This window comes from Curtobacterium sp. WHRI 8282 (genome assembly GCF_040223925.2).
Lineage (GTDB): Bacteria > Actinomycetota > Actinomycetes > Actinomycetales > Microbacteriaceae > Curtobacterium > Curtobacterium flaccumfaciens.
Genome location: NZ_JBEHCD020000006.1, coordinates 37,510 through 57,119 on the forward strand (window position 1 = coordinate 37,510; position 19,610 = coordinate 57,119).

19 protein-coding genes are annotated in these 19,610 nt (G+C 70.4%); 7 read left to right on the top strand and 12 right to left on the bottom strand.

The genetic code is table 11. From position 1 onward, the window contains the following. Positions 1-198: 198 nt before the first annotated feature. Positions 199-1,770: an ABC-F family ATP-binding cassette domain-containing protein gene (locus ABRP24_RS16950; protein ID WP_349847245.1), complete on the top strand. Its 1,572-nt coding sequence runs from the start codon at positions 199-201 to the stop codon at positions 1,768-1,770. A 21-nt stretch (positions 1,771-1,791) separates the two neighbouring features. Here the strand turns inward: ABRP24_RS16950 and ABRP24_RS16955 are convergent, their stop codons facing one another. From ABRP24_RS16955 to ABRP24_RS16970, 4 genes are all read right to left on the bottom strand, one after another. Further along, entirely contained in the window at positions 1,792-2,487 is a 696-nt protein-coding gene (locus tag ABRP24_RS16955) for an SDR family oxidoreductase (protein WP_301566310.1), read from the bottom strand. A gap of 31 nt (positions 2,488-2,518) precedes the next feature. Beyond that, entirely contained in the window at positions 2,519-2,989 is a 471-nt protein-coding gene (locus ABRP24_RS16960; RefSeq protein WP_349847248.1) for a VTT domain-containing protein, read from the bottom strand. A gap of 70 nt (positions 2,990-3,059) precedes the next feature. Further along, positions 3,060-4,091 (bottom strand): YihY/virulence factor BrkB family protein, encoded by a 1,032-nt coding sequence (locus tag ABRP24_RS16965; RefSeq protein ID WP_301566308.1) that lies wholly within the window; start codon positions 4,089-4,091, stop codon positions 3,060-3,062. Between the two features lie 4 nt (positions 4,092-4,095). Beyond that, entirely contained in the window at positions 4,096-4,611 is a 516-nt protein-coding gene (locus tag ABRP24_RS16970) for a hypothetical protein (protein ID WP_111039397.1), read from the bottom strand. A 63-nt stretch (positions 4,612-4,674) separates the two neighbouring features. Between ABRP24_RS16970 and ABRP24_RS16975 the strand changes: the two genes are divergently transcribed. Continuing rightward, positions 4,675-5,415 (top strand): MBL fold metallo-hydrolase, encoded by a 741-nt coding sequence (locus tag ABRP24_RS16975; RefSeq protein WP_176708100.1) that lies wholly within the window; start codon positions 4,675-4,677, stop codon positions 5,413-5,415. Between the two features lie 193 nt (positions 5,416-5,608). Here the strand turns inward: ABRP24_RS16975 and ABRP24_RS16980 are convergent, their stop codons facing one another. From ABRP24_RS16980 to ABRP24_RS17010, 7 genes are all read right to left on the bottom strand, one after another. Further along, the gene (locus ABRP24_RS16980) at positions 5,609-6,652 is read right to left on the bottom strand and encodes a Gfo/Idh/MocA family protein (RefSeq protein WP_027464923.1); all 1,044 of its coding nucleotides are present in this window, start codon (positions 6,650-6,652) and stop codon (positions 5,609-5,611) included. Positions 6,653-6,727: 75 nt separating this feature from the next. Continuing rightward, entirely contained in the window at positions 6,728-7,654 is a 927-nt protein-coding gene (locus ABRP24_RS16985) for a prenyltransferase (protein WP_071246190.1), read from the bottom strand. Beyond that, the gene (locus tag ABRP24_RS16990; RefSeq protein WP_349847252.1) at positions 7,651-8,082 is read right to left on the bottom strand and encodes a lycopene cyclase domain-containing protein; all 432 of its coding nucleotides are present in this window, start codon (positions 8,080-8,082) and stop codon (positions 7,651-7,653) included. Before ABRP24_RS16990 ends, ABRP24_RS16985 begins: the two co-directional genes overlap by 4 nt. After that, positions 8,079-8,411 (bottom strand): lycopene cyclase domain-containing protein, encoded by a 333-nt coding sequence (locus ABRP24_RS16995; protein ID WP_027464925.1) that lies wholly within the window; start codon positions 8,409-8,411, stop codon positions 8,079-8,081. The genes ABRP24_RS16990 and ABRP24_RS16995 overlap by 4 nt, the downstream gene beginning before the upstream one ends. Then, a complete protein-coding gene (gene crtI / locus ABRP24_RS17000) occupies positions 8,411-10,051 on the bottom strand; it encodes a phytoene desaturase family protein (protein WP_301580790.1) in 1,641 nt (546 codons plus the stop codon). Before crtI ends, ABRP24_RS16995 begins: the two co-directional genes overlap by 1 nt. Further along, on the bottom strand, positions 10,048-10,986 hold the full coding sequence (locus tag ABRP24_RS17005) for a squalene/phytoene synthase family protein (RefSeq protein ID WP_349847255.1): 939 nt from the start codon (positions 10,984-10,986) through the stop codon (positions 10,048-10,050). Before ABRP24_RS17005 ends, crtI begins: the two co-directional genes overlap by 4 nt. Further along, complete coding sequence (locus ABRP24_RS17010; protein ID WP_349847257.1) at positions 10,983-12,041, bottom strand: polyprenyl synthetase family protein; 1,059 nt, start codon at positions 12,039-12,041, stop codon at positions 10,983-10,985. Before ABRP24_RS17010 ends, ABRP24_RS17005 begins: the two co-directional genes overlap by 4 nt. A 21-nt stretch (positions 12,042-12,062) precedes the next feature. Here ABRP24_RS17010 and idi point away from each other — a divergent pair, with 21 nt between their 5' ends. Then, positions 12,063-12,605, top strand: a complete 543-nt coding sequence (gene idi / locus ABRP24_RS17015) for an isopentenyl-diphosphate Delta-isomerase (protein WP_071246200.1) — start codon at positions 12,063-12,065, stop codon at positions 12,603-12,605. Positions 12,606-12,719: 114 nt separating this feature from the next. Here the strand turns inward: idi and ABRP24_RS17020 are convergent, their stop codons facing one another. Beyond that, positions 12,720-13,583: a hypothetical protein gene (locus ABRP24_RS17020; protein ID WP_138802454.1), complete on the bottom strand. Its 864-nt coding sequence runs from the start codon at positions 13,581-13,583 to the stop codon at positions 12,720-12,722. Between the two features lie 327 nt (positions 13,584-13,910). On the opposite strand from ABRP24_RS17020, the gene ABRP24_RS17025 reads away from it, so the two are divergent. The 4 genes from ABRP24_RS17025 to mmsB all read left to right on the top strand — a co-directional run bounded on the left by ABRP24_RS17025 (position 13,911) and on the right by mmsB (position 19,584). Then, positions 13,911-14,960 carry a magnesium and cobalt transport protein CorA gene (locus ABRP24_RS17025; protein ID WP_349847259.1) on the top strand — a complete coding sequence of 350 codons (1,050 nt, stop codon included), beginning with the start codon at positions 13,911-13,913 and terminating at the stop codon, positions 14,958-14,960. A 117-nt stretch (positions 14,961-15,077) separates the two neighbouring features. Continuing rightward, on the top strand, positions 15,078-16,097 hold the full coding sequence (locus ABRP24_RS17030; protein ID WP_017886425.1) for a LacI family DNA-binding transcriptional regulator: 1,020 nt from the start codon (positions 15,078-15,080) through the stop codon (positions 16,095-16,097). Between the two features lie 674 nt (positions 16,098-16,771). Then, the gene (gene mmsA, locus ABRP24_RS17035) at positions 16,772-18,295 is read left to right on the top strand and encodes a multiple monosaccharide ABC transporter ATP-binding protein (protein WP_051596601.1); all 1,524 of its coding nucleotides are present in this window, start codon (positions 16,772-16,774) and stop codon (positions 18,293-18,295) included. Then, positions 18,292-19,584 (top strand): multiple monosaccharide ABC transporter permease, encoded by a 1,293-nt coding sequence (gene mmsB, locus ABRP24_RS17040; protein WP_349847262.1) that lies wholly within the window; start codon positions 18,292-18,294, stop codon positions 19,582-19,584. Before mmsA ends, mmsB begins: the two co-directional genes overlap by 4 nt. Positions 19,585-19,610 lie beyond the last annotated feature (26 nt).

Sequence of the window (19,610 nt, forward strand, 5' to 3'; positions counted from 1 at the left end):
CCGCCGGGGCGGGAGACCGACCGGCGGAACGGATGGCGGACACGGGGGTCCCCCGACGGAAGCAGACGGATTGCTGTCGATCACCGGTACCGCTCAGCCCACGCGCTGACACCGTGATCGCGCGCCCCGTCGGGCGCTCCACCGCACCGCGGTGGCCTCGGTGTCGTGCGCCCAGCATCGACACCGGGAGACACCTCCATGCCCACCAGTCCGTCCGTCGTCCTGCACGACGTCACCTTCGCCTGGCCCGACGGCACCGTCGCGCTCGACCACCTCACCGCCGCCTTCGGACGTGGCCGGACCGGCCTGGTCGGGAGGAACGGGGCCGGCAAGTCCACGCTGGTCCGGCTCGCGACCGGCGAGCTCCACCCCACGTCGGGCAGCATCGCGACGTCCGGCCCCGTCGACCACCTGCCGCAACGCCTTGCAACGGGGAACGACGACACCGTCGCCGACCTGCTCGGCGTCCGGCCCACACTCACCGCGCTCCGGGCCGTCCTGGCCGGCGACGCCACGGCCGCACAGCTCGAGGCGGTCGGCGACGACTGGGACCTGGAGGAACGGGCCGCCGCGGTGCTCGACCGGGTCGGGCTCGTCGGCACCGACCTCAACCGACCGGTGTCGACGCTGTCCGGCGGGCAGTCGGTGCTCGTCGCCGTCGCCGGAGTCCGGTTGCGCGCGCGGCCGATCGTGTTCCTGGACGAGCCGACGAACAACCTGGACCGCTGGGCCCGCGGGCTGCTCCTCGACCTGGTCGACGACTGGCGCGGCACCCTGGTGCTCGTCAGCCACGACCGGGAACTCCTGGAGCACGTCGACGAGACCGTGGAGCTCCGCGCCGGGGCGATGACCGTGTTCGGCGGGACCTTCAGCGCGTTCGAGGAGCACCTCGCCGTGCAGCAGGCGGCCGTCGAGCGCGAGGTCCGGGTCGCCGAACAGCGGCACCGCACCGAGAAGCGGCAGCGCATCGAGGCGGAGACCAAGATCGCCCGACGTGCGAGGGCCGGCGAGAAAGCGGGCCGGTCGATGCCGAAGATCCTGGCGAACGAGCAGCGGAAGAAGGCGCAGGAGACCGCCGGCCGACTGCGCGTCGGGTACGCGGACGACGAAGCCGCCGCCCTCGCCACCAAGCGCGAGGCCGAGCTCCGTCTGCGCGACGACGAGTCGATCCACGTCGCCCTGCCCGACCCGGGCGTGCCAGCATCGCGTCGGATCGCCACCGTGACCGTCCGCGGACGGGACATCGTCGTGCAGGGGCCGGAACGGATCGCCGTCACCGGAGACAACGGGGCCGGCAAGTCCACCCTGCTCGAGCAGCTCGTCGGCGACCCCGCTGCCCGGGAGCACCCGCTGCCCGAGACCACGGCCGTCGCCCACGTCGACCGGATCGCGTACCTGCCGCAGCGGAAGGACAGCCTGGACGACACCTCCACGGTGCTCGACAACGTGCGCCGGGACGCCCCGCACGTGCCCGTCGCCGAGGTCCGCAACCGGCTGGCGAAGTTCCTGGTGCGCGGGGACACCGTCGACCGCCCGGCCGGGGACCTGTCCGGCGGGGAGCGGTTCCGGGTGGCGCTGGCGGCCCTGGTGCTCGCCGACCCGCCGCCGCAGCTGCTCGTGCTCGACGAGCCGACGAACGACCTCGACCTGACGAGCGTCGACCAGCTCGTCGACGCGCTGCGGGCCTACCGGGGAGCACTCGTCGTGGTGAGCCACGACGAGACGTTCCTGGAACGGCTCGAGCTCGACGACCGGATCGAGCTGCGGTAGCCGATGGTCGCCGTCAGCGTGTCAGCGCCGTCGGGTCGGCCGGATCGCAAGTGACTCGACGGTGCCGCGCTCGGGCAGGTCGACGACGGTGCGGACCGCGGCGGCCACGTCCTCGGGCGCCAGGTAGTAGTCGGTGTCGTAGGTCTCCCCGAGCTTCGCCACGAGCTGCCGCTGCATGTCCGAGTCGGTCCGGCCCGGGTGCACGCTCGACACCCGCACGCCGTTCGCCCGCTCCTCTTCGCGCAGGGCGTCGGCGAAGGCCCGCAGCGCGAACTTCGACGCCGCGTACACGCCACCGCCGGGGCCCGAGTGGAACCCGGAGCCGCTGTTGATCGGCACGACGATGCCCCGGGCTGCCCGCAGCGCCGGCAGCGCCGACCGGGTGAGCTCGGCGACCGCGAACACGTTCGTCGCGAAGACCTGCTCCCACACCGCGCGCGGGGTGTCGGCGACGGTGGTGCCCTGCTCGACACCGGCCGAGTGCACGAGGACGTCGAGCCGATCGGGCAGCGCGGGGACCTCGCCCACGCCCAGGTCACCGACGAACGGCGCCGCGCTCGGCAGCTCTGCGACCAGGGCGTCCACGGCGTCGGCGGACCGGCCGCCGACGAGCACGTGGTGGGTGCGGCCGAGGTCGGCGGCGATCGCGCGGCCGATGCCGCGGGTGGCTCCGGTCACCAGGGCGACCGGACGGTTCTGGAGCTGGTCTGTCGTCACGTGGGCCAGCCTACGGAAGCCGGGCCGGGCCTCATGTGCGGTCGCGGCGACGACGCAGGACCGTCAGCGCGACGCCGGCGACGACCACCAGGCCCACGAGCGCGGCGATGCCCCACGGCGAGCCGGCGAGGGCCGCGACGACCGCCCAGAACACGGCGAGCCCGACCGTCGCGTACAGGAACGCCCAGGCCACGCATCCCGGAACCATCGCGATCGTGTACCGCCACCAGGCGACCCGTGCCAGCCCCGCTGCGGCGTTCATCACCGTCTGCAGGCCGACCACGACGAAGCTCACCGTCACGACGGGCAACCCCCAGCGATCGAGCAGCGCCGAACCGCGACGGACCGCCGTCGAGCGCAGCCATCCGCCCCACCGCGATCGGGACGCACCCGTGACCGCGAGCCGCGCGACCCAGTACGTGGCCTGCGCACGGCAGAACACGATCACGAAGAGCGCGAGGACGAGCCACCGGAACGGGAGCCCCTCGAGGAAGGACGGCACGCTCGCACCGTAGCGTCCCGACCCGGAGAGCGCCCGTCAGCGCACCCGGTGCCGGTCAGACGAACGACACTCAGTCGTTGTCGACGCCCTGGCGGATGCGGATGCCCTCGAGCACGTCCTGCGCCCGCTTCTCGTCCTGCTTCTCGATCTGGCGGGTGTCGCGCTCGGGGAGCTGGATGTCCTCCTCCGCGCGGATGCCGGCCTGCAGCTCGCGACCCCGCTCGATCTCGGCGTCGAACTCGGCACCGAAGAGCAGGGCGTTGTTCGTGATCCAGATCCACAGCAGGAACACGATGACCCCACCGAGGGAGCCGTACGTGGCGTTGTAGTTCGAGAAGTTCCCGACGTAGAACCCGAAGCCGACGCTGGCGATGATCCAGATGAGGATCGCCAGGATCGAGCCGCCGCTGACCCACCGGAACTTCGGCTGCTTGACGTTCGGCGACCAGTAGTAGAGCACTGCGACGACGATGATCGCGATGACGAGCAGGATCGGCCACTGCACGATGAGGAGCACGGTCGCGGCGACGTCGCCCAAGCCGATGACGTCGCCGAAGCTCCGGGCGAGTGGTCCGCTCACCAGGACCAGCAGACCGATCACGAGCAGGACGACGGTGGTCACCGTGACGCCGAGCATGGTCGGGCGGAGCTTCCAGATCGGCCGGCCCTCGCGGACGTTGTAGATCCGGTTCATGGCACGGCCGAACGCGCCCACGTAGCCAGAGGCCGACCAGAGGGCACCGACGATACCGACGATGAACGTGATGGGGGCGGCGGGCGAGCGGACGAGTCCCTCGACCGGATCGCGGATCAGCTCGACGACCTGCTGCGACCCGATGTTGCCGATGATGTCGAGCAGCGTGTCGATCGTCTTCTTCGGATCCGACACCAGACCGAGGATCGACACGACCGCCAGCAACCCGGGGAACAACGCGAGCACCGAGTAGTACGTCAGGCTCGCCGCCAGGTCGGTGCACTGGTCGCTCGTGAACTCGCGCAGCGTCTTCTTCAGCGTGTAGACGAGCGTCGGCTTCTTGAGGTCGGTGGGGTTGTCGGGCTTCCGGGCGTCGTCCGGATCCGGCTTGTGCTCTTCGTGCGCCATGTGACTACCCTCTCGCCTTCAGGGCCTGCTTCGAACGCTTGACCGCCTGCTTGCGGTTCTTGTTCGCCCGTCGCTGCACCGCCGCGATGCCGACCTGCTGCTTCACGCGGGCGCGGTGCGCCGGGTCCTGCTCGAGGGCTTCCTCCGCAGCCTTGGCCCGCGCCTTCCGGCCCTTGCGGCCTGCCTGCGCCTGCTCCTTCGCCGAGGGGGCATCGCCACGCGCACCGAACGGCAGCAGCGCGGTGAACGCGGAGTTCGCCGGCGGCTGGGCCAGGTGCCCGGCGGGACGGTTCCGCAGCGCGATGCCGAGGACGATCGCCGCGACACCGGTCAGTCCGGTGATGCCCATCGCCACCAGGGGTGTGGGGTCGCGGTGCCACCGCTGCTTCGTCTTCGCGACCGCGAGCCGCGTCCGGGCGGGCAGGTCCGCACGTCGCTTCAGCTCCGTCACGGTGTCCGTGATGCCCTCACGGGTGCGCACGTTGGCGAGTTCGAGCTCGGGCAGACTGTCCTTGGCCATTCCCCATTTCGTACACGTCCCACCCGGGATCGTGCCCAGCGGGCCGCGTCTACCGTGCCGCACATGCTCTTCCGGGACGCCGCCGAGGGGATCCACCGCCTCGAGATCGCACACACCAACACGTACCTCGTCGAGACCGGCGATCGGTTGCTCGTCGTCGACGCGGGGTTGCCCGCCGCGTGGCCGCACCTGCAGCTCGCCGTGCACGACCTGGGCTACACGCCCGACCAGGTCGAGGGGCTCCTGCTCACGCACGGGCACTTCGACCACGTCGGCACCGCCGCACGGATGCACCGCGACTGGGGCACGCCCGTGTTCGTCCACCCGGGCGATCGGCACCTCGCCGCGCACCCGTACTCCTACCGGCCGCAGACGAACCGCTTCGGGTTCGTCGCGCTCCACCCCGGTGGGCTGCGCCCCCTGGGCCGGATGCTGCTGGCCGGTGCGGTCACGGTCGACGGCATCGCGGACACCGAACCGCTGGAGAGCCGCGCCGACGTTCCGGGCAACCCGTGGATCATCGAGACCCCGGGGCACACCGACGGCCACGTGGCGCTGCACTTCGCCGACCGCGAGGCCGTGATCGCCGGGGACGCGCTCGTCACCTTCGACCCGTACACGGGCGGGATCGGACCCCGGATCGTGGCCCCCGCCGCGACCTCCGACGTCGACACGGCGGTCGCGTCGCTCGACCGGCTCGCGGACACGGAGGCGAAGCACGTGCTGCCCGGCCACGGGCCGGGCTGGTCGCTCGGTGTACGGCGGGCCGTCGCGCAGGCGCGGCGGGTGGCCGGAGCCGCCTGACGCGGCGACCAGCTCGCGAGTCCACGCGCTCAGCGACACCTCACGGGCGCTCCGACGCGTGGACTGTCGGTGAGCGCGAAACGTCGCCGAAGGGGCGTGCGCGAAACGTCGCCGACGCGGTGGACGCGACCAGAGCCGGCCTGGAGGCGGGGTGCGGGCCCGCCCCGCGCCTCCGGGCCGTGGGTGGTCGCGGTCAGGACGGGACGACGACGTCCTCGGGCAGACCGGACGCCGCGGAGCGGCCGGCGGCCTCCATCAGTGCAAGGCTCCGCAGGTTGTCGCGCCCGCTCGTCTCGGGGGCGGGGCCGCCCTGCACCGATCGGGCGAACGCCTGCAGCCCACCCTGGCGGTCGGTGTGCGCGAGCACGGGGAGCTCGACCGGCTCGGCGACGTCGTCCTGCGTGCGGCGGACGGTGACCCGGTCGCCGTCGACCGCGTTCGGCTCACCGTCGCGGCTCGTGAACCAGAGCTCGCCGTCCTCGCCCTCGATGCTCCACTCGCCGGCCCAGGCGGTGCGCGGGCCACGGCTCAGCCAGCTGCCGCGGTAGTTGACGACCGTGCCGCCGTCGAGCTCGATGATCATCGAGGCGACCGCTTCGTCCTGGTACTTGCTGTAGGCGGGGTAGCTCGCCTTGGCGAAGACGCGGACCGCCTCTTGCCCGGTGATCATCCGGAGCAGGTCGAAGTGGTGGATCGCCATGTCGTTGATCATCGCGTGCGGGAACCGGTAGTGCGGGTACGTCTCGGCGGGCTGGTCGTTGTCCCACTGCCGGAAGTCGACGTTGATCGCGGAGACCTCGCCGACCACGTCCGCCTCGAGCATCTCCTGCACGACCCGCGGTGCCGGGTACCAGCGGTAGTTCTGGCTGACCTGCAGCACCAGGCCGAGCTCCTCGGCGCGACGGACCGCGGTGACGGCCTCGTCGGTGGTGTTGGCGAACGGCTTCTCGACCAGGACGTGCTTGCCGGCGTCGAGGGCCTCGAGCGCGAGCGGCACGTGCGTCACGGCGGGGGCGGTGATGACGACGGCGTCCGCCTCGACCGCGGCGAGCGCCTCGGTCAGGGACCCGAACGCCGCCGAGGCCGGGAGCCCGAGGTCGGTCCGCACGGCCTCGAGCGTCGGCGCCGACGGGTCGACGATCCCGACCACCTGCACTTCCGACACCTCTGGGATGGCGGTGCGGGCCCAGTTGCCGCCCCACCCTCCGAGACCGACGTGGATGATCCGGACGCTCATGCGTGCACTCCTTCGTGGCTGCCGTCGTGGCTGGTGTGTCGCACCACGGACGCCGCGGTGCGTGCGTCCAGTCTGTCAGTGCGTGAACGCGTACGCGATGAGCGCCATCGTCACGATGAAGCCCGCCAGGTAGTTGATCCAGAGGAACCGCTTCCACCCGGCGTTCGCGGCCTCGGCACCCTGGTCCGTGATGTTCCACCACGGCAGCACGTTGAGCGCGTACGGCACGACGACGATCGCGGCGATCGGGCCCGGGAACGCCGAGAACAGCAGCGCGACCCCGGCGACCAGGTAGGCGACGAAGGCCAGGCGGACGGTGGCCCGTGCGCCGATCACGGTCGCGACGGAGCCGATGCCGCCGGCGCGGTCGGCCAGGACGTCCTGCACGGCACCGAACGCGTGCGAGGCCACGCCCCACAGGAAGAACGCGATGCAGACGGCGACGAGTTCACCGGTCCAGTGCGGGCCGGCCAGGGCGAGGCCGTAGATCGCCGGTGAGACGAAGTGGGTGCTCGACGTGAGCGAGTCGAGGAACGGCTTCTCCTTGAACCGCAGGCCCGGGGCCGAGTACGCGATCACCGCGAACACGCTGATCGCCAGGACGAGCCACGACCACGGCCCGTTGCCGCTGACCGCACCGAGCACGACGAGCGCGACGAGGAAGGGGACGTTCGTGACGACGACGGCCCACAGGGTGGTGCGGTGGACGCTCTTGTCGAGCAGGGCGCCCTCGACACCGCCCTTGCGCGGGTTGCGGAGGTCGGACTCGTAGTCGAAGACGTCGTTGATGCCGTACATCGCCAGGTTGTAGGGCACCAGGAAGTACACGACGCCGACCAGGAACGCGACGAGCGAGAACCCGCCACCGCCATCGACGCCGACCCCGCTGCCGAGCAGGTACGCGGCGCCGAACGGGTAGGCGGTGTTCACCCAGCTGATCGGGCGCGACGACACGAACAGGGCACGCAGGGTCGACGGCCTGGAGGCGGTGCTGGCGTTCACTTCATGTCCTCTGCTGGTGCTGGCTCCGCTGGTGCTGGGGTCGGGTCGGGCGCGCGGCGCGCGCCGGTCCGGTCGCGTGCGTCCGTCCGGTCGAACAGGACCCACAGGCTGGGCAGCAGCACGATGGCGGACATCGCGTAGGCGAGGTCCTCGACCGGGATCGCACCGATCTTCGCACCACTGATGAGCGAGGGGTCGTAGGCGACGATCCGCAGCGTGACGATGACGTTGTCGAACACCATCGTCATCACCAGCAGCGCGATGCCGGCGATCGCGGACGTGAGCACCGCGACCCGGCGCCCGAGGGCCGGCCGTCGCCCCGCCGCACGGGCCCGGCGGGCGGCGACGACGCCGGCGGTCACGGCCACGACGGCCGTGACGCCGAAGAACGGCAGGGCCAGGAGCGCGTAGGCCCCGGTGCCGTTCACGCACGCCGCCGATCGGTCGCCCGCTGCACCAGGGGCCGGACGAAGCCGACCAGGTCCATCGTCGAGTAGCAGAGCAGCAGCAGGAAGAAGAGCTCCTCGAGCGGGACCTCGGGCGCCAGGAGCACCCCGGTGAGCAGGTTCTGCGGCCCGATGAAGAAGATGCCGGCAGCGACACCGGCGACGTCCCACACCATGAAGAACGCGACACCGACGACCATCACGGCCGCCGCCCGCCACGGTGCCCGCCAGAAGAACAGCCGGAAGCGGGCGTCCAGCACGGTCATGCCGACCAGGGACACCACCAGGCCGGCGAGGTAGACCCCGGGCATCAGGCGGTCTCGGTCCGGTCCCGCTGAGCCCCGAGGGGCGTCGGCAGCGGCTCGGTGCTCCGGTCGCCGTGGATGCGCTTGAGCAGGACCTCGGCGCTGATCAGGCACATCGGCAAACCGATCCCCGGGATCGTCGAGGCACCGACGTAGTACAGCCCCTCGACCTTCTTCGACGCGTTCTTCTCGCGGAAGAACGCGCTCTGCTTCAGGGTGTGCGCCGGGCCGAGCATCGAGCCGTTCCAGGCGTTCAGGTCGTCGGCGAAGTCGCGCGGCCCGATCGTCCGTCGGACCCGGATGCGGTCGCGCAGGTCCGGCACCCCGGCGCGCTCGGCCAGCACGTCGATGGCACGGTCCGCGATCTGCTCGACCTGGTAGTCACCGGCACCGTCGATGCCGCCCTTGCCGATCGACAGGTCGGCGGGCAGGGGCACCAGGATGAACAGGTTGCTGGTGCCGGGCGGGGAGACGCTCGGGTCGGTCTCCGAGGGGGCGCAGACGTAGATCGAGGCGGGGTCCGGCACGTGCCGGTCGTCCCCGAAGATCGCGCCGAAGTTCGCCTTCCAGTCCGCGGTGAACATCAGGGTGTGGTGCAGCAGGCCCGGCGTCGGACCGTCGATGCCGAGGTACACGAGCACCGCGCTCGGGCCCGGGTCGCGCTTCTTCCAGTGGTCGGCACCGTGGGTGCGGTGCTCGCGGTCGAGCAGCTGCATCTCGGTGTGCTGCATGTCGGCAGCGCTGACCACGAGGTCGGCGGGGGCCGTGTGCTGCACGCCGTCGCGGTCGCGGTGGACGACCCCGGTGGCGACGCCGTCCTCGACGACGATCCGTTCGACCTTCGCACCGGCGATGATCTTCGCGCCTTCGGCCCGGGCGACCCGCTCGACGGCGGAGATCACCTCGGTGATGCCGCCCTTCGGGTAGAGCACGCCGTCGGCCAGGTCGAGGTGGCTCATCAGGTGGTACATGCTCGGCGCCGCGTACGGGCTCGTGCCGAGGAACACCGCCGGGTAGCCGAGGATCTGCCACAGGCGACGGTCGCGCACCGCGGTCTCGGCGAAGGTGGAGAGCGGCTCGAGCAGCAGGCGCGCGAGCTTGGGCAGGCGCCGCAGGACGTCGGGTGCGGCGAGCTTCGTGAGGTCCTGGAAGCTCGTGTAGAGGAACCGGCGCACGGCCATCGTGTAGGTGTCCTCGGCCGACGCGAGGTACTTCCGCATCCGCTCGCCGGCACCGGGCTCGATGGACTCGAACAAGGCGATGTTGGCCTCGGCGTCGGCCCGCAGGTCGATCGGCTCGTCGTGGCCCTCGCTGTAGACGCGGTAACCGGGGTCGAGCTTCACCAGGTCGAGTTCGGCCTCGGCCGACGTCCCGAGCAGCTGGAAGAAGTGGTCGAAGACCTCGGGCATGAGGTACCACGACGGCCCGGTGTCGAACCGGAACCCGTCCTGCTCCCACGAGCCGGCACGGCCGCCGAGCTGCGTGCGCTGCTCGAGCACCGTCACCGAGAAGCCGTCGCGTGCGAGCAGCGCCGCGGCCGCCAGGCCGCTGATGCCGCCGCCGATGACGACGGCGCGGCGTGCGGGCACCTTGCGCCGGGTGGTGGTGGCGACCGTCGTCGGTCGGGAGGCGCGGGGCGGGGTCATGAGGAGCCTCCCGGCCGGTGGGTGGTGCCGCGCGACCGGAGCGGTGCGCGTCCGGCGAGGACCTGCGCCGCGAGGCGGACCTTCACCGGGTTGGGGACGCGCACGCGCGTCGTGACGAGGCGGCTCGCCGGCGTGCGCGCGAGTCGGTCGTTGAGTTCCTGGAACAGTGCGTGTGCGAGTCCGACCGCGTTGCGGGCGTCGGCCGGCAGCAGCCGGATCGTCCGTGCGGCGTGGTCGAGGTCGGCCTGCACGTCGGCGACCAGGCGGTCCTTCGTGGCCTCGTCGAAGGACCGGATGTCGACGCCCGGGAAGTACGAGCGACCGAGCACCTCGAAGTCGGCGTGCAGGTCACGCAGGAAGTTCACCTTCTGGAACGCGGCACCGAGCGCACGCGCCCCGGCGACGAGTTCGGCCTGGTCGAACGTCGGCCGACCGGCCCGGTACACGAACGCGCGCAGGCACATCAGGCCGACGACCTCGGCGGAGCCGTACACGTACGCGTCGAACGAGGCGTCGTCGTGCTCGGTGCGGTCGAGGTCCATGCGCATCGAGGCGAAGAACGGGGCGGTGAGCTCGGCGCCGAAGCCGGTGGCGCGGGCGGTCCGGGCGAAGGCGTGGACGACGGGGTTCACCGAGAAGCCGAGCGCGATGGCCCGTTCGGTGTCGGCCTCGAGCTCGTCGAGCACCGTCCGGGCGAGCTCCCGGTCGAGCCCGGCCTCGGTCGCGGGGCCGTCGACGACCTCGTCGGCGACGCGGACCAGCGCGTAGACGTTCCGGATGTGCTCGCGCGTGTCGCGGGCCAGCATCCGGCTCGCCAGGCCGAACGACGTGGAGTACCGGTCGATGACGACACCCGACGCGGCCTCGGCCGTGGCGTCGTACAGCTGGAGGCGAGCCGGACGGGATCCGGTCGCCGTGGTGGCGCTGTGGGTCACCGGGCGCGCTCCACGAGTTCGGTCACGAGGGCCTCCAGGCGGTCGGCGAGGTCGTACGGCAGCCGGGCGAGCTCGGCCCGGGCGAGTGCGGTGTGGTCGGCGACGCGTTCTTCCGCGGCACCGCGCGCACCGCAGGAGACCAGGGTCGCACGGACCTCGTCCGCACGGGCCTCGGTCAGGTCCGGGTCGCCCAGGTACGGTTCGAGGTCCGGCCAGCAGTCCGTGGTCGCCGCGTAGGCGATGAGCATCGTGCGCTTGCCCTCGCGCAGGTCGCCCAGCACGGTCTTGCCGGTCATGGTCTCGTCGCCGAATACCCCGAGCAGGTCGTCGACGATCTGGTAGGCGATGCCGATCTCGCGACCGAAGGCACCGAGGGCGGTGACGACCTCCTCGTCGGCGCCGGCCAGCACGGCGCCGGACTGCAGCGGAGCCTCGAACGAGTACACGCTCGTCTTCGCCCGCTCCATCGCCAGGACCTCGTCCACCGTCGGCATCACGCCGAGTGCCAGGTCGACGTCGGTCATCTCACCGGCAGCGCTCGCGAACACGGCCTCGTCGAACAGTTCGAGCAGCCGCTCGCGCCGGGTGCCGTCGACGCCCGCGGCCTCGATGAAGCGGGGCGCCCCGGCGAGCGCCAGGTCACCGGCGATGACGGCGGCGCTCATCCCCCGGTGCTCGGCGGTCGGCAGCGGCAGGCCGCCCGTCGTCCCGTTGTCGCGGAAGGACCCGGCGACGTTCGGCTGCCCGCGGCGCGACCAGTCACGGTCGATGACGTCGTCGTGCACCACGAGTGCGGTGTGCAGGAGTTCGTACGCCGCTGCGACGTTGGCGGCAGCGTGCGCGTCGGTGCCGCCCATGCCGGCGTACGCGGTCATGACCATGCGGGGCCGGAAGCGCTTGCCGCCCATGCTCGCCTTGCGGAGCACGCGCCACAGTTCTTCCGACGGTCGGCCGTAGCGCTCGGCACGCGCCGACGACACGGCGAAGAAGCGCTCGAGGCAGTCGTCGACGAGCGCGAGGTCGATGTGCGGCACGGTGGTCGCTTCCTCGCTCATTGGCCTAACCTATCGACACAGATGAACGCTTTCCCTGAATCCGTGGTGCTCCTGGCCGACGACCGTACCCCGATCGGCACGGCGGACAAGTTCACGGTGCACACAGCCCACACGCCCCTGCACCTGGCGTTCTCGTGCCACGTCCGGAACACCGACGGTGACGTCCTGGTGACCCGACGAGCACTGTCGAAGAAGACCTGGCCGGGGGTGTGGACGAACACCTTCTGCGGCCACCCCGGTCCGGACGAGTCCTTCGAGGACGCGATCGCCCGTCGGGCCTCCCGCGAGCTCGGCATCACCGTGCGCGACGTCGAGGTCGTGCTGCCGGAGTTCCGGTACCGCGCGGTCGACGCCTCGGGCATCGTGGAGAACGAGGTCTGCCCCGTCTTCCGCGCCGTGACCGACGACACCCCGGCGCCCGCGGACGACGAGGTCGCCGAGTGGGCATGGGTATCCGAGGACTCTCTCAGGCAGGCCGTCGCCGGCGCGCCGTTCGCCTGGAGCCCGTGGCTCGGGTGGCAGCTCGCCGAGCTCGAGACCGCAGGGCTGCACGTCACGCGCTGACGCGCCTGCGCCTGCCGCTGTGCGACTGCACCCTGCCGGCGCTTTGCTCGTGCACGAGGCCGTTCTGGTCTGACAGGTGCGAAGGCGGCACCTGCCAGACCACGGCCGGTCCGCTCAGGACCAGGCGTTCGACACGCACTTCGCGATGGTGCCCGTCGTGAAACCCGCCGCCGCGGCGAGACACGGAGCGCACAGCACCATGGTCGCGCAGGCTGCGCCACACGCGACGCCGAGGACTGCGATCACCGCCCAACTGATCCCGATGCTGTTGAGGCAGTTGTTCAGCCGCTTCCAATCGAGGCCGTACGTCCCGATCGACGACGCCCGCTCCGCGTCGGATCCCTGCGTGAGGTCCACGTTCTTGGTCAGCTGACCGTCCTGCCACATGGCGAAGTGCACCACGGTGGTCGACGTCATGGCGGATGCCATCTCGGTGATCGCCGTCTCACCGTCCACGGTCACGAACGAGAGCTTCGTCATCTCCGGCACGTCGGTCCCGAGCAGCGGGACCGACACGACGTCCGCGCCCTCGTACGAGTACGCGGACGCACCGGCCCAGTCGGGTTCCAGCCCCGAACGCACGGAGTACCCCGTCTCCCGAGCCGCCGAGACCGCACTCGAGCCCCGGCTGCCGCCCTCGGCTCGGAGCTGAGACGCGAGCTGGATGAGGCGTCCTGTGCCGGAGGGGTCCGTGGCCGTCACGGCACTCGACGCATCGGCCCGTGTCGGCGCAACGACGCCGACGAGCGCGATCGCCGCAGTGGCCGCGGCGACGAACGCCACCCCCGACAGTGCCAGTGTCCTCGTCCGGCGCCGCCGCCTTGGTCGTATTGCGCGCATCCACGCCGTGGTGACCCCGGCGGCGCCCAGGAGCCACCACACGACAGCGACGTCGCGGAATCCCGGGGCGAACGACAGGGCGATGCACCCGACTGACGCGACGATGATGCCGACGGTGGGCGATTGCTTCTTGACCATGACACTCCTTCGTGTTCGCATCCAGTGTTCTGGATATCAGGACATTAGCGTCCTCCCTGGTGTGCAGCAAGGGTCGTCGCGGCCATGTGGAACGTGGTGGTCGGTGTTGTCCGACCCGCGCCGCAGGCGTACGCTCGACCGTCGGCAGCGCTCTGGGCGCCGCACGACGAGACGAGAAGGGCAGGTGAGGCGCGATGTCGGGTGACCATCCTCGATCGGGCCGGCCGCCCGTGTCGGTCGTCGCGCCCGCTCGCTGACCCTGCCCCGCCCCGGATCGCCTCCGGGGCGCCATCGCGCCCGCCTGCTCCCCACCGAAGGAGCACGCACATGGCACTGATCGACAACGCGATCTACGTCCGGGGACGCCGCGTGAAGTCTCCGTCGACCCTGTCGCGCCCGGCTCGTGGCGACCTGACGTGGATCGGGCTGCTCCGGCCCGACCCGCATGAGCTCGAGGCCGTCGCCAAAGAGTTCGACCTGCACGAGAACGCCGTCGAGGACGCCCGCAAGGGACACCAGCGCGCCAAGCTCGAGCGCTACGGAGACACCCTGTTCCTGGTGCTCCGGCCGGCCTGGTTCGACCCGTCCGAGGGCACCGTCGAGTTCGGCGAGGTGCACCTGTTCGTCGGCGACCACTTCGTCGTGAGTGTCCGGCACGCCGCCCGACCCGACCTGGCGGTGCTGCGCGCACAGGTCGAGGCGGACCCGGAGTTCCTGGCGAAGGGGTCCGAGGCCGTGACCGCGGCCGTGCTCGACGAGGTCGTGGACGGCTACGGCCCCGTCGTGCAGGTGCTGCAGGAGCAGATCGACGCCATCGAAGACCAGCTGTTCGCCGGGCAGGTCGACCCGGGGGTCTCGAAGCGCATCTACCAGCTGCTCAGCGAGGTCCTGGCGTTCCAGCGGGCCACCACCCCGGTGCCGGCGATGGTCACGGGGCTGCTCCGCGGTGCGGACAAGTACGGCGTGGACGACGACGTGCAGCACCGGCTCCGCAACGTGCACGACCACGCGCTCCGTGTCACCGAGCGGGTCGACTCGTTCCGCGCCCTGCTCGAGAACGCCCTGACCCTGCACGCCACCCTGGTGTCGCAGGAGCAGAACGAGGCGATGCGCCGGATGACCAGCGCGAGCCTGGCCCAGGGTGAGGAGAGCCGGCAACTCGCCCGGGCAGCACACCGCCAGGGCGAGGAGGTCAAGAAGATCTCGTCGTGGGCGGCGATCCTGTTCGCGCCCGGCCTGATAGCCGGTGTGTACGGGATGAACTTCGACCACATGCCCGAGCTGCACTGGCACTACGGCTACCCGGTCGCGATCCTCGGCATGCTCCTGCTGATGGGCGTGCTCTGGGCGATCTTCCGCAAGCGCAACTGGCTCTGAGCGGACGGCGGATCGGCGCACAGGTGGCGTCGATCCGTCGGACGTGCATAATGATCTGGCCCGGAATGTGAACGTGCACATCGATGTGCCACGACGCCCGGGCGGAAACGAGCAGCAATGGCGTCATCGCGGACACAGCAACCGCGTTCGCCCAGCATCCGTGACGTCGCACGGATCGCGGGCGTCTCGCACCAGACCGTCTCGCGGGTGCTGAACAACTCGGATGCGATCCGGGCCGAGACACGCGACAAGGTCCTGGCGGCCATGGAGCAGCTGCAGTACCGGCCGAACCGGGCCGCACGCGCCCTTGTCACGAGCCGGACCCACACGATCGGCGTCCTGACGGCCCGCCGCGCCCACTACGGTCCCGCCGTGGCGCTGCAGGCGATCGAGGACGCGGCGATGCTCCGCGGCTACTCGGTCACGACGGCGAACATCGCCGAGGCGACCGATGCCGCCGTGCGTGAAGGACTCGGGCACCTGCTCGACCTGGACGTCGAGGGCATCGTCGTCATCGCACCCCAGCAGCGGGTCTTCGACCTGATCGCGGAGCTCGGCATCCGCACCCCGTACGTCACCATGCGCGCCAGCGTCGGCGAGGATCCGACGGCGCTGTGGGTGGACCAGATGGAGGGCGCACGACTCGCGACCGCGCATCTGCTCGACCTGGGGCACGAGTACGTCCGGCACATCGCCGGACCACAGGACTGGATCGAGGCCGACGCCCGCATGCAGGGGTTCCTGCGCGAGATGTCCGACCGCGACATGGCCGTCGCGCCGCCGATCCTGGGCGACTGGACCGCCGACTTCGGCTACCACGCCGGCCGTGAGCTGCTGCGGTGGCGGGACTGCACCGCGATCTTCTGCTCGAACGACCAGATGGCGCTCGGGGTGATGCACGCGGCACGCTCGTACGGACTCGACGTCCCGGGCGACCTGTCCGTGGTCGGCTACGACGACATCCCCGAGGCGAAGCACTTCTGGCCGCCGCTCACCACGGTGCAGGTCGACTTCGCCGAGCTCGGGCGTCGCTGCGTGGACCTGCTGCTGCCGAGTGAGGGCGAACTGCTCCGCCCGATCGACATCGTCCCGCAGCTGGTCGTGCGCGCCTCCACCAGCGCACCCCGCACGCGCTGACGCACCTCGGGCCGCGAAACGCCCCGAGTACCTGCCACGAACGGGCATACCTGCCACGAAGTTCCGACCAGGTACGCCCGAAAGCACCAGGTACGCCCGGACACACCAGGTACGCCCGGAACCACCCGGCCGCCCCGCAGTACCTGCCAGGAACGGGCATACCTGCCACGAAGTTCCGACCAGGTACGCCCGGAAGCACCAGCCACGCCCGGAACCGCACGGCCGCGGCGCACCGGCGAGCGCGGCTCCGGACGCGACCACGAAGCGGACGGGAGGCCCGTGGCCGGCCCGCCACGGGCCTCCCGTCCGCGCATGCGGATTCGCGCAACGAAACGTCCGTTCCCGGGGCCCCTGGCCCCAACCCGGGGGACGTTCCCTCCGGATCACGCACGCCGTTACGAAAACGCGACCAATCCGAATTGACAGCCGCACCGAGGCTGTGCGTAAATTGCCTCCGTCCAGCCGATGTGACCGTTCACATGAGCGTCACACCGAGCCGGATCCGGACGCGACAACGAAGTCCACACAGGCCCCCTGTGCTTTCGCTGCCGCAGCAGAACCACCCGAACACACTGCCGCACCGAAGCGGCAGAAGGAGATGCACTGTGGCGTCAACCCCGATCGACACCGGCCTCGAGACCCGGTCGATCACCGCACCCGAGACGATCCTCGAGATGCGCTCGATCACCAAGGAGTTCCCTGGTGTGAAGGCGCTGGCTGACGTCTCCCTCAGCGTCCGTGCCGGCGAGATCCACGCGATCTGCGGCGAGAACGGCGCCGGCAAGTCGACCCTGATGAAGGTCCTGTCGGGCGTCTACCCGTACGGCACCTACAGCGGCGAGATCGTCTACGAGGGCGAAGAAGTCCGCTTCTCGAACATCAAGCAGTCCGAGCAGGCCGGCATCGTCATCATCCACCAGGAGCTGGCGCTCATCCCGGAGCTCTCGATCACCGAGAACCTGTTCCTGGGCAACGAGCCGAGCCGCGGTGGCGTCATCAACTGGACCGCCGCGCAGCTGCGTGCGCAGGACCTGCTCGCCCGCGTCGGCCTGGCCGACGACCCGGACACGCAGATCAAGAACCTCGGTGTCGGCAAGCAGCAGCTCGTCGAGATCGCGAAGGCCCTGCACAAGGACGTCAAGCTCCTGATCCTCGACGAGCCGACCGCCGCGCTCAACGAGAACGACTCGCAGCACCTGCTCGACCTGATCGTCGGGCTGAAGGCCAAGGGCATCGCGAGCATCATCATCAGCCACAAGCTCAACGAGATCGAGCAGATCGCGGACGAGATCACGATCATCCGCGACGGCAAGGCCATCGAGACGCTCAACGTCAAGGCGGACGGCGTCAACGAGGACCGCATCATCCGCGGCATGGTCGGCCGCTCGCTCGAGTCGCGCTTCCCCGACCGCACCCCGAAGATCGGCGAGACCTTCTTCGAGGTCCGCAACTGGACCGTGCAGCACCCGCTCGACTCGTCGCGTCTGGTCTGCAAGGCCTCGAACTTCCACGTCCGCCGCGGTGAGATCGTCGGCTTCGCCGGCCTGATGGGCGCCGGACGCACCGAGCTCGCGATGAGCCTGTTCGGTCGCTCGTACGGCACCTGGCTCGACGGCCAGATCATCAAGGACGGCCGCGAGATCAAGGTCACGAACGTCCAGCAGGCGATCGAGAACGGCCTCGGCTACGTCTCCGAGGACCGCAAGGCGCTCGGCCTGAACCTGCTCGACACCGTGAAGCGCTCGACGGTCGCCGCCGACCTGCGGAAGATCTCGAAGGCCGGTGTCGTCGACTCGCTCGAGGAGTACTCGGTCGCCGAGAAGTACCGCAAGATGCTCCGCACGAAGGTGCCGAGCGTCGAGGACAACGTCGGCAAGCTGTCCGGTGGCAACCAGCAGAAGGTCGTCCTGTCCAAGTGGATGTTCACCGACCCGGACATCCTGATCCTCGACGAGCCCACCCGCGGCATCGACGTGGGCGCCAAGTTCGAGATCTACGGGATCATCCAGCAGCTCGCCGCCGAGGGGAAGGGCATCATCCTCATCTCGTCCGAGCTCCCCGAACTCCTCGGTCTCTCCGACCGGATCTACACCATCTTCGAGGGCCAGATCACCGCTGACCTCCCGGCCGACCAGGCCGATCCCGAATCGCTCATGCGCAGCATGACCTCCGCGCGGAAGGGCGCCACCGCCTCATGAACAACCTGAAACTGCTCTTCGGCAAGGGCAACAGCATCGGCCAGTACGGCATGATCATCGCGCTCATCGTGCTGCTGATCTTCTTCTCGATCACGACGAACGGGCTCATCCTCGAGCCGACCAACGTCATCAACCTGTTCCTGCAGTACTCCTACATCCTGATCCTGGCGCTCGGCATGGTCATGGTCATCATCGCGGGGCACATCGACCTGTCGGTGGGGTCGGTCGCAGCGGTCGTCGGCATCGTCGTGGCGCAGTCCATGGCCGTGTGGGACTTCCCGGTGTGGGCCGCCATCATCCTGGGTCTCGCGTGCGGTGCCCTGATCGGTGCGTGGCAGGGCTTCTGGGTCGCGTTCGTGAAGGTTCCGGCCTTCATCGTGACGCTGGCCGGTCAGCTCATCTTCCGTGGTGTGAACCAGATCATCGGCAACTCGACGTCGGTCCCCGTCCCGGACGCCTTCACCCCGATCGGCGCCGGCTTCCTCGGTGACTTCGGCCCCGACTTCGGCTTCAGCAACGGCACGCTGCTCATCGGCCTCGTCACGATCCTCGCGCTCATCATCATCGAGGCCCGTGGCCGTGCCCGGCGTCGGAAGATGCAGGCCGAGGTCCCGCCGCTGTGGGTCTCGATCGTCCGCACCGGCATCCTGGTCGCCGTCACGCTCGTCGCCACGTACCTGTTCGGCGCCGGTCCGGTCGGCACCTCGGTCCCGATCGTCGCGATCATCCTCGGCATCCTGACCATCGTCTACGGCTTCGTCACGAAGAACACGATCTTCGGTCGCCAGGTCTACGCCGTCGGTGGCAACGCCAACGCCGCCGTCCTGTCCGGCGTCTCGGCGCGGCGGGTCAACTTCTTCGTCATGATGAACATGTCGGTCCTCGCCGCGATCGCCGGCATGGTGTTCGTCGCCTACTCCGGCGCCTCGGGCCCCGCGGACGGCACCGGCTGGGAGCTCGACGCGATCGCCGCCGTGTTCGTCGGTGGAGCGGCGGTCGCCGGTGGTGTCGGCACGATCTCCGGCTCGATCATCGGTGGTCTCGTGATGGCGCTGCTGTCGAACGGTCTGCAGCTCATGGGCCTCGAGTCCAACCAGGTGCAGATCATCCGCGGCCTGGTCCTGCTCGTCGCCGTCGCCTTCGACGTCTACTCGAAGTCGCAGGGACGCCCGTCCCTCATCGGGGGCATGATGCGGCAGTTCCAGCGGAAGGACACCGAGCAGAACACGGTGTCCGCCCAGCAGCCGCGGTCCATCGAGGACCAGCCGGACAAGATCACCCTCCCCTAGTTCACCCCTCCCCACAGCGGGGCTCC